General features: G+C 66.4%; 7 protein-coding genes. 3 read left to right on the forward strand and 4 right to left on the reverse strand.

Translation table 11 applies throughout. The features are described from left to right. The 4 genes from ODE13_RS16765 to ODE13_RS16780 all read right to left on the reverse strand — a co-directional run. Positions 1-777 (reverse strand): serine dehydratase beta chain (locus ODE13_RS16765; protein WP_322480293.1); only part of this gene is annotated, 777 nt, incomplete at its 3' end. Beyond that, positions 774-1979, reverse strand: a complete 1206-nt coding sequence (locus tag ODE13_RS16770) for an aromatic ring-hydroxylating dioxygenase subunit alpha (protein ID WP_322480294.1) — start codon at positions 1977-1979, stop codon at positions 774-776. The genes ODE13_RS16770 and ODE13_RS16765, both read right to left, overlap by 4 nt. Positions 1980-2023: 44 nt before the next feature. Then, positions 2024-3241 (reverse strand): FAD/NAD(P)-binding oxidoreductase, encoded by a 1218-nt coding sequence (locus tag ODE13_RS16775; protein ID WP_322480295.1) that lies wholly within the window; start codon positions 3239-3241, stop codon positions 2024-2026. Beyond that, on the reverse strand, positions 3241-3585 hold the full coding sequence (locus ODE13_RS16780) for a bifunctional 3-phenylpropionate/cinnamic acid dioxygenase ferredoxin subunit (protein ID WP_179540272.1): 345 nt from the start codon (positions 3583-3585) through the stop codon (positions 3241-3243). Before ODE13_RS16780 ends, ODE13_RS16775 begins: the two co-directional genes overlap by 1 nt. A 138-nt stretch (positions 3586-3723) precedes the next feature. On the opposite strand from ODE13_RS16780, the gene ODE13_RS16785 reads away from it, so the two are divergent. The 3 genes from ODE13_RS16785 to ODE13_RS16795 form a co-directional block, all read left to right on the forward strand. Beyond that, positions 3724-4497 carry an IclR family transcriptional regulator gene (locus tag ODE13_RS16785; protein ID WP_179540273.1) on the forward strand — a complete coding sequence of 258 codons (774 nt, stop codon included), beginning with the start codon at positions 3724-3726 and terminating at the stop codon, positions 4495-4497. A 109-nt stretch (positions 4498-4606) separates the two neighbouring features. Next, complete coding sequence (locus tag ODE13_RS16790) at positions 4607-7150, forward strand: GcvT family protein (RefSeq protein WP_322480296.1); 2544 nt, start codon at positions 4607-4609, stop codon at positions 7148-7150. A gap of 40 nt (positions 7151-7190) precedes the next feature. Continuing rightward, a partial coding sequence (locus ODE13_RS16795) for an alcohol dehydrogenase catalytic domain-containing protein (protein ID WP_322480297.1) occupies positions 7191-7425 on the forward strand: 235 nt, incomplete at its 3' end.

Genomic DNA, 7425 nt, shown 5'->3' on the forward strand with positions numbered 1-7425 from the left:
GGCATGCCACCCCGGAGCACGACGCCGGACGTTCAACCCACCCGGCAGCACCCCGGTGCGGCCCAACGCGGAGTTCTTACACTCCTCCATGACACCCCAGATGTGCAGCACCCCCGCCCGGACCTCCACCTCCGGGCGCATCACGGTCTCATTGGCCATCATCACCTCAGAGACAGCCCGGCCGGTGCTGCGGCAGTGCTCCATGAGCTCGGCCGCCGTGGTGAAGGGGTGGGGAACCTCCGCCTCCGCGGACTCGACCACCTCACCCAGTGAGGCCTCCTCAGCCTCGGTCACGGTCAGCACGAACCCTCCGCCGATGGAGAAATAGGTCTGCTCAGCCAACGGTGCGCCGGCACCATCGACGGCAGTGAGGACCATCCCATTGGAATGCTGCGGCAAGAACGTCAAGGGCCGCTGCACGAAGTCCTCCACCCGCAGGGTGACGTCCACACCAGAACCAGCACCGACCTGGGCACCGACCTGGACCGTCCCGGTGGCGTGCATATCCTCGATGCGCTCATCGACCTGCTCGGGCAGGATCGCCTCGGCATCCCAGCCCTCCAGGCCCAGCAGCACCGCCTCGAACGTGCCGTGGCCCTGCCCCGTAGCGGCCAGAGACCCATAGAGATCCACCCGGACCTCCACCAGGCCACCCAGATCCTTCTGAGCAGGCAGCTCCTCGACCACGAACCGACGAGCCGCACGCATCGGCCCCACCGTATGAGAGGAAGAGGGCCCGATCCCGACACTGAACAGATCAAAGACACTGATCGTCATTGAGACGCCTGCGCCGCCGTCGTCTGCTCGTCGCGGGCCTCTTTCGGCGCACGCCAGCCGAGAGCTTCATACCACCAGTCGTGGAATTCACTGATGTGGTGCTCGCTGGGCACCAATGCCCCGCCCGAGGCGTAGACCTTCGAGGACATCGACGGCTGAGTCTGTTCACAGGCCTCGAAGTCCTGCTGGTTGACCCGATGGAAGAGTTCCACGGATTTCGACACGTCCAGGGATCCTGCGCGGATCTGCTCGACCACCTCGGGCAGGAACAGCCAGTCGCACTCGACGATGGTGCGGCTCTCCGAGACCGGGAACATCCGGTGGAGGATGACGTGGTCCGGCACGGTGTTGATGAAGACCTGTGGCCGGACGGTGATGGCGTAATACTTGCGTTCCTGGTCCGGCGCGATGGCGGGCAGTTCGGAGACCCCGGAGGAGCCGTCGACGGTGAAGCCGTCGATCTCGCTGCCGAAAGCGGCTCCATGGACCTCGCCGTTCTCGCGCTGAGAGGCGAGGCCCTCGGCGAACTCGGGGATGACCTCGGTCAGCTCAGGATGGATCGTGGCGCAGTGGTAGCACTCCATGAAGTTCTCGATGATGAGCTTCCAGTTCGCCTGGACGTCGTAGGTCTTCGTATCCCCGCAGGCGAGGTTCTCGATGCCATAGTTGTCGATGGACTCCACCTCACCGAAGCTGGTCCTGACCTCGCCGAGCACGGCCTGGTCGAAGTCCGGGGGAATGTCGGCCAGGCAGACCCACACATACCCCAGCCATTCGCGTACGTGGACCGGTCGCAGGCCGTAGGCCTTGTTGTCGACATCGGGCATGGAGGTCAGATTAGGAGCGGCGACGAGCTCCCCCTCCAGCGCGTAGGTCCAGGCATGATAGCCGCACTGCAGGGTCTTGCTGCGCCCCTGATCGGTGGTGCAGACTCGCATCCCCCGATGGCGGCAGACGTTGTAGTAGGCGGCGATGCCGGATCGTCGGGTCCGGACCACGATGATCTCCTCGCGGCCGATCGTCACCTTCTTCCATTCACCGGCCGAGGGCAGAGAATCAGCTCGGAGCACGCAGTTCCACATCTTCTCGAAGATCGCTGCCTGCTCCTGGGCGAAGATCTCCGGGTCGGTGTAGGTGTCCCCCGGCGGTGTGGACCGCAGGGAGGAACCGGGAAGGGGCTCGTCCAGGTGATCGATGATCATGGGGATGTGTTCTCTCTTTCCGGGGTCAGGGGCTCGCCAGGGGCTCAGGCGACCAGCACGTCTGCGGTGCGGATCTGCCGCTGCTTCCGCCACCGCTTGACCTCACGCAGGCGGTTGAAGCCGAGGATCCCCACCTCTGCGCCGTCACGCAGGTAGCTGAGCAGCAGGTCATCGGTCTCGATGCTGCCGTCGACCACGCGCACCTCGTTGGCGTGGCTGATCCGGCCGGCGGCCTGGATCTTCACCTCGTACTGCTCGGACCAGAAGTACGGTTCCTGGAAGGGGGCCGGTGAGGTGCCGGTGAGGGATGCCGAGAGGATGCCCGCCTGTTCGACGGCCTCCTGCCAATGTCCGACGGGACGCAGCCCGGACGCCTGCGACGCCCACTGGGCGCAGTCCCCCGCAGCCCAGATGCCGGGCATGCCGGTGAATCCGGTGTCATCGCAGAGGATGGCCCCGCTGGTGGGGTCCAGGCTCAGGACGCCGTCTCTCAGCCAGGAGGTGGCCGGAGTGGCGCCGATGGCGCAGATCACGATGTCAGCCTCCACCCTGTGGCCGTTGGCCAGCACCAGCTCTTGCCCACCGGGCACGTCCCGGACGGAGTCGGCCCGGCTCGCGGGCGCGAAACTGACACCGTGCCGCTCATGGAGCTTCCGCACGGCCTGGCCGACGGGGACCCCCAGCCTGGCGGTGCCGGGGTAGTCCTCTCCGGCGGCCACCGTGACCTCGGCGGCTCCCCGCTCCACGCAGGTGGCTCCCGCCTCGAGAGCCAGGAAACCTCCACCGACGATGGCGATGCGCTTGTTCTCGATCACTCGACTGCGCAGCGCCATCGCGTCGTCGATGTTGCGCAGCACGAAAGTGGCTCCCCCGGACAGCGGCAGACGGCAGGCCTGCGCTCCAGTGGCGACGACGACGGCATCAGCGGCATGGAAACGACCGTCGGAGGTGTGGACGCCCAGGGGAAACGCGGAGAGATGCTCGGCCGCGGCCCCACCGAACCATGTCACGTCCAAGGGGTTCTCAGGGTCATCCAGCACGAGGTGCTCGAACGCCGCGGCCCCGCTGAGGAAGGCCTTGCTCAATGCGGGGCGGTCATAGGCGGGGTGCAGCTCGTCGCCGAGGACGGTGATCGGACCGACGTGGCCGGTGAGCCGGGCCCCGCGTGCCACGTGGTAGCCCGCCAGACCTGCGCCGACGATCAGCAGGTGTCCTTCGGCGGGGAGGCCGGCGCGGGGGTTCTGCATCGAGGTGGTGTCCATCAGACCGTCACCCCCGGAGGCAGGTTCGGTGCGTCCTGGGAGAGCTCCACGAGGACGTCCTCGCCGTCGAGTTCGACGCTGTGGACTCGCACCCCGCGCTTCGCGGGCGGCTGATCGACCGCTCCTGTGCGGAGCGAGAACGTGCTCTCATGCAACGGGCACTCCACCCTGCAGTCCTCGACCCACCCGGCGGCCAGAGAGGCATCCTGATGGGTGCAGGTGTCGTCGATCGCGTGCACCTGGCCGTCTTCGGTCAGGAACACAGCGATCGGGGGGCTCACTGCATCGATGCGCAGACCTTCCCCCGGAGTCAGATCCTGCAGGGAACAGACACGGAAACTCACTTGCCATCACCACCGGTTTCACCTAGTGTTGCCTATAGAGCAACATGATTTGCTATGCGCAACATGTTGTGTGATCAGTTTCACCGCACCTGCTGGTCACGTCAAGGGAATCCACCGATTGATTCGAGAGAAATTTTCATGAAGCCAGAGAACCTGAGCCGCATCCAGTCCGTGGACCGCGCGGTCGAGATCCTGAAGGCCCTCAGCGAAGAGCCACACATGACGATCGCCGAGGTCGCGCGACACCTCGACGTCCACCGCTCCACAGCTTTCCGCCTCCTCGGAACCCTCGAGCTCCACCACCTGGTCGAACAGGAGTCAGAACGCGGCGCCTACCGCCTCGGCATCGGACTGCTGCGCATGGCCAACTCAGTCACGGCCCAGATGGACTTCACCAAGGACGCTCAGATCTGCTGCAATGCACTGGCGGCACAGCTCAACGAGACGGTCAACATCGCCATCCTCGACGACGGATACGCCGTGACCATCATCCAGGCCACCGATGACCAGATGCTCAGCGTCAGCCACCAGTACGTGGGGCAGCGCGGGCCTCTGCATGCCACCTCGACGGGCAAGATGCTGCTCGCGCATGCGGAGGAGGACGAGTTCGACCGACTCGTCGAACGCGGCCTCGACAGCTTCACGGGCATGACGATGACCGACCCCGGAGTCCTGCGGACCGAACTCGAGACCATCCGTCACCGCAACTGGGCCTCCGCCGTGGCCGAATGGGAGCCGGGGATCAATGCTCTGGCCGTGCCGGTCCGGGGCGAGGGCGGCCAGGTGAAGGCGGCCCTGTCCATCACCGGCCCCTCGTTCCGTCTCCCGGAGTCCCAGTTCGCAGAGCTCGCGACGCTGCTCAAGGAGCAGGCCCGCCCCTTGGAAGCGAGAATGGGATTCTTCGAGGACTGAACATCCAGGGAATCTCCAGCGAAACCCCCTTGTGCTCCCCATCACTCGATTCATAGAGTGGTTGCATCTTCACCACCACGTTTCTTAATCAGCAACACTTGGAGGATGCATGTCCCAGCACGCTGCCCCACACGACCCCCGTGTGGTCATCATCGGCCTAGGAGTCGTCGGGGCCGCTGTCGCGGACGAGCTCGTCCTCCGCGGCTGGCACAACGTCACCGTGGTGGAGCAGGGCCCGCTCTACGAGACCGGCGGGTCAAGCTCGCATGCGCCTGGATTCGTCTTCCAGACCTCTCCGAACAAGGCGATGTGTGAGCTCGCCCAGCGGACTCTCGACAAGCTCGACGGTGCTGAAGTCGACGGTCGCTGGGTGATGAAGCGTGTCGGCGGGCTCGAACTCGCCACCACTGCGGAACGGGAGCAGGAGCTGCGCCGCCGTCGGGACTTCGCCGCCTCCTGGGGTGTGCCCGCTCAGCTTCTCGCCCCGCGAGAGGTCGCGGAGATCTGGCCCGGGCTGGACACCACGCACGTGCTGAGTGCGCTGCACACCCCGACCGACGCCGTCGTCAAAGGTGCGCGCGCCGTGGAGTTCCAGGCACGACGGGCTGAGGCCGGGGGTGCTCGCATCATCAGCGAGACGCAGGTGACGGGCATCAGAAGGTCGGGCGAGCGGGTGACCGGCGTCGAGACCGTGCCGGTGGGGTCGGACCAGGAGCCCGACGTCATCGATGCCGACATCGTCATCACCTGCGCCGGGCTGTGGGGGCCGAAGCTGGCTCGCGAGCTGCTCGGCATGGACATCCCGATGCTGCCGGTCGAGCACGGCTTCGGCTTCAGCACTCCGTTGGACTCCTTGACCAGTCTCGACGAGCAGACCGAAGTGGCCCGGCCGATGATCCGGCATCAGGGCCACGGCGTGTACTTCCGCGAATGGGGCTCCCGGATCGCCATCGGCGCCTACGAGCACAGGACCATCCCAGTCGAGGATCATGACATCACCAGCCCCGAGGAGATCAGCGAACGGGGCGGCCAGGCCTCGATCCACCCCTTCACACGGCAGGACTTCGAGGCCACCTGGACCGAGGTGCAGAAGCTCCTTCCTGAGCTCCAGGACGCCGCCCTGGACGAGGCCGAGAGCTTCAACGGGATCTTCTCGTTCACCCCCGACGGCGGTCCACTCCTGGGACCTGTGCCCGGAATCGAAGGGCTCTGGATGGCCCAATCCGTGTGGGTGACCCAGTCCGCCGGCGTCGGACAGGTCATCGCCGAATGGCTCACCACCGGGAACCCGGGGATCGACACCCACGGCCTCGACGTCTCCCGGTTCGACCCGCTCCTGACCTCACGGCGATCGGCCCGGGAACTGGGTGAGGAGTCCTATGACGAGGTGTACGACATCATCCACCCCCGCGCCACCACGCTGCGCCTGCGCGGGCTCCGAACCTCTCCCTTCTACGAACGCCAACGCGGACGGGGCGCGGCATTCAGCTCTGCCAACGGCTGGGAGCGTCCCCTGTGGTACGAGTCCAACGCGATGCTGCCGGACAAGCGTCCCGCCGTCCCGATGCTGGGCGACTCACCCATGCCCACCCGAGACCAGTGGGCGGCGCAGTTCTGGAGCCCCCTCGTGGCGGTCGAGGCACGGCGGCTCCGCGAATCGGTGGGACTGGTGGACATGTCGTCCCTGCCCCGGTGGGAGCTCTCGGGGAAGGGTGCGACAGACTTCCTCAACGGACTCGCCGACGACGGCCTGCTGAGCCGACCGGTCGGCCGATCCGTGGGAAGCATCGTCTACGCACTGATGCTCGACGATCGGGGCGGCATCCTCTCAGACATCACCATCGCTCGCACCGGCGAGGAGACCTACCACCTCGGAGTCAACGGGAGCCAGGACGCCGCGTGGCTGTGGGGCAGGATGCGCGAACGGTCGACCGTGCTGCACCTGGCCGACGCCTCCTCCGGCTCCTGCGGACTGGGGCTGTGGGGACCCCAGGCCAGAGACGTGCTGGCTCAGCTCGTCGAGGAGGACATCTCCCACGAGGCCTTCCGCTTCTATCGGAGCCGCAGTCTCAGCGTGGGCGGGGTCCCTGTCCTCGCGATGCGGCTCAGCTATGTCGGCGAGCTCGGGTGGGAGCTGTACGCACCCGCAGAGTTCGGGCGCTACCTCTGGGACGCATTGATCAGCGCGGGAAAGTCCCAGGAGATCCTGCCCGTGGGCCGCCGGGCCTTCGAGAGCCTCCGGCTGGAGAAGGGCATGCGGCTGTGGGGGGCCGACATGACCCGCGAACACACCCCGGCGGAGGCAGGGATCGAGTTCGCGGTGCGCGGCGCCGCACAGGAGAAGCTCAAGGAGCTCGGTGCCGATCGGCCGGCACGCCGTCTCGTCTGCCTGACCCTGGATGACCCCGCAATGGTCCTCATGGGACACGAACCTGTCTACCACGCGCAGGACCCCGAGGGGCGTCCCGTCGGTTACGTCACCAGTGCCGATCAGGGCTACACCACCGGCCTCTCCCTCGCCTATGCCTGGCTCCCCACGGAGCTCGCCGCCGAGGGTTCCGCCGTCGAGGTCTCGTACTTCGGCCGTCGGCTCCACGCCCGTGTCGCGGCAGAGCCCGTCTTCGATCCCACCGCTTCACGAATGCGTTCCTGAGACGCCCACCTGCCCCTCATCTGCCATCACAGGAGTACCCATGCCTCATACCGTTAATGCTGTCGTCGTCACCGCCCAAGACGCCCCAGCCACCCTGGAAAAAATCATCATCCCCGACCCCGGCCCCGGAGAGGCCCTGGTGGACATCCTCACCTGCGGGGTCTGCCAAACCGATCAGCACTACCAAAAAGGCCTCATCGGCCAGAACTACCCCTACCTGCTAGGACACGAAGCCACCGGCCGCATCACCGCCATCGGCGAGGGAGTCACCTCGA

Origin of the sequence: Nesterenkonia sp. HG001 (assembly GCF_034438835.1) — a bacterium.
In the GTDB taxonomy this organism is placed as follows: domain Bacteria; phylum Actinomycetota; class Actinomycetes; order Actinomycetales; family Micrococcaceae; genus Nesterenkonia; species Nesterenkonia xinjiangensis.